This window comes from Bacteroides mediterraneensis (assembly GCF_016900355.1).
Classification (GTDB): Bacteria; Bacteroidota; Bacteroidia; order Bacteroidales; family Bacteroidaceae; genus Phocaeicola.
In genome coordinates this window covers 1-2,325 of record NZ_JACJKA010000050.1, presented here as the reverse complement: position 1 = coordinate 2,325, position 2,325 = coordinate 1, and the positions used below count along the sequence as shown (strand labels likewise).

General features: G+C 33.0%; 2 protein-coding genes and 2 pseudogenes. 1 reads left to right on the top strand and 3 read right to left on the bottom strand.

Annotation, left to right across the window (positions count from 1 at the left end; translation table 11 throughout):
* Nucleotides 1-104 (top strand): annotated as a pseudogene (locus H6A28_RS15265) (IS982 family transposase); the annotation flags it as partial.
* A 12-nt stretch (nucleotides 105-116) separates the two neighbouring features.
* Here the strand turns inward: H6A28_RS15265 and H6A28_RS14710 are convergent.
* The 3 genes and pseudogenes from H6A28_RS14710 to H6A28_RS14700 form a co-directional block, all read right to left on the bottom strand.
* On the bottom strand, nucleotides 117-587 hold the full coding sequence (locus H6A28_RS14710; RefSeq protein WP_204481043.1) for a hypothetical protein: 471 nt from the start codon (nucleotides 585-587) through the stop codon (nucleotides 117-119).
* Between the two features lie 285 nt (nucleotides 588-872).
* On the bottom strand, nucleotides 873-1,784 hold the full coding sequence (locus H6A28_RS14705) for a BT4734/BF3469 family protein (protein ID WP_204481041.1): 912 nt from the start codon (nucleotides 1,782-1,784) through the stop codon (nucleotides 873-875).
* Nucleotides 1,785-2,099: 315 nt separating this feature from the next.
* Nucleotides 2,100-2,325: pseudogene (locus tag H6A28_RS14700) on the bottom strand (HNH endonuclease); the annotation flags it as partial.

The following is a 2,325-nucleotide window of genomic DNA, read 5'->3' as shown; positions in this document are numbered from 1 at the left end:
TCATTGCCAATTCTCTATCTGCCATAGCAGCATACTGTTTCTTTGAAAAGAAGCCCGCCATTGACCTGTGTTTTGTCAAAGACGGGCAACTTACTATGTTTTGAATTATATCGAACTCACGTTATTTTAACAAGAAAATTCATATCAACAGTTCCTTTAAATATCGCATCCCCCATAAGACACTGAAACTCATCTACAACAAAAAAGAACTTATCTATAATACTACAGGATTCCAAAACAGAAAACACCTTACCTACCGAGTCCAATGTAACCAATATTTTAGCAGGAGGAGGTTGCTGTCCGAAAGGTGTCAATTCATAATGTAACCATAAATACGAATTCAAATCTTCCATTTTCTGTTTTATAGCACTTTGTCTGTCATCACATTGAGGAATATGAAACAGAAAACTATCAGGATACTGTTTGTGTTTATTTTTCAATACCTGAATACGTGGAGAAATGATTACTACCATCAGACCAGAATTAAGAAATAACGATGTTCCTCCACAACCAGTAAGTGTCTTATTAAGAATAAACTTACCGTTTATAGGTAAAAGGCCATTTATAAGTTTATCATAATCACTCATATATCTACAACTTGGTGGCATGCTAATATTTATGACACTTATCATTTCTTATTATTTTTTTGATTATTAGAATATTGGATGCATCCCGTTTCCTCTTTGATGAGTAAACGGAACGCATCACTTTTTTTTCTTAAAAACACTATTACTTATAAGTAAATTTCATAAATTCATTAAAAAAAAGTGCATTATCTATATTTTCTCTTTCGTTTGTTGTAGGCTAACGCCGCTTGAGTGGTATAATACACTTATCATATCTGCCTTCGGTTTACTCATACCATATAAACTTCAATACATCCTGAATTGTAATGTTCCGAAGTTATCAGCTTCTGCCTTATAAGCATTTATTACATGATTCATAATTTCATCTTCATGCATTGTCTGGCTTTTCCAACCATCAACGAAATATTCAATAACTAGATCTTTATCAATTCCCCATTTGCACATAAGGCAAGCCAGTTTAAATATACTATTAGCTCTGTTGCCTTCCTGCCAATATTCAGGATGGTTCTTTCTCCATGAAGAATCCATTATGCGAATAATACTTTCATCTGAAACAGTCTTTACATTATTAGAAGAGTATTGTTTTGAATTGCTTTGAGTTTTTATGGTAGGAATATAATGAAAAGCAACCGGATTATGATTAATCCAAATATCCGGATCATAGCTCAAATAGTTTCTTCTGGCTATATCTTTACAGCTCTCATCTTTACTTGCCACATTGAATTTCTTCAATAGTTGTTCATACAAATCCCTATGCAAGTCCGGACTCTCATTATCATGCAGTACTAGAGCTTTCAGTCCTTCTCCACTGGGAGTAACAAACACACAGACTACACATGGTGTAATTATCAAGCGATTTCGTAGATGTATCATTTCATCTCTTGTAGCTATATGGTCAAAATCCATAGCTGTAATACACGAATAATCATCCAGTCCCTTACTATTAACCTCTAAAAATCGGGCATTCCAAGCAAGAGCAGGCAATAATCTAGATTTCCAATATTGCCTATCTTCTTCTGGTACAGTTCTGATGTGTTCAATTGCTTGTCTTAGTGTATATTTCCCATATTCACTATCATACAATACCAAATCCCCATTACGAATAACTTCTACAACTTCATTAAAGTCAATATATTGCAAACCATACTTTGTGTAATTAATTCTTTGCAATAAAGTAAAAATTCCGTTATTTCCCATATTTCTTATTTTTTTGTTTTTCAGATATAAAGTTTTCAGGCCCTTCAAATTTCCCATTTTTATTAAATGACAAAAAAGAAGCCGTCATACACACGTACAACGACTTCTTAATCCTCAACACTCAGCAACCATTGGTGTTCTCTAATTCTTAGTGGATACTAATGATTATATACAGGTAAACTCCAATGGTACCGAACGTTCTGAAATATGGTACTTGACTTATGATATATACTTCCCGTGCGGATTGGTTATGTTATATCAATCAATTACAGATAATACAAATTATTTTTTACTCAATCTTTGGATTACTTGATATTATTTCTTTGTTGTCCAACGTAGATTATAAACTGCATTGTTGGTTATATCTCCATCAATATGTTCAACTTCCGTATAAACTGTTGGATCAGGATTGTACAAGAAAGTTTGTGCCACTAATATATCCACATAGAATTTCTGACCATCAAGAATAATGTAAAGTCTTCCATTGGCTTCTACAGAATACAAAAAATCGTCATTATCTTCTTCTTTCATACTATAAAGG

Coding starts and splice junctions, on each gene's coding strand:
- H6A28_RS14705 (WP_204481041.1), bottom strand. CDS start 1,784: ATGGGAAATAACGGAATTTTTACTTTATTGCAAAGAATTAATTACACA.
- H6A28_RS14710 (WP_204481043.1), bottom strand. CDS start 587: ATGAGTGATTATGATAAACTTATAAATGGCCTTTTACCTATAAACGGT.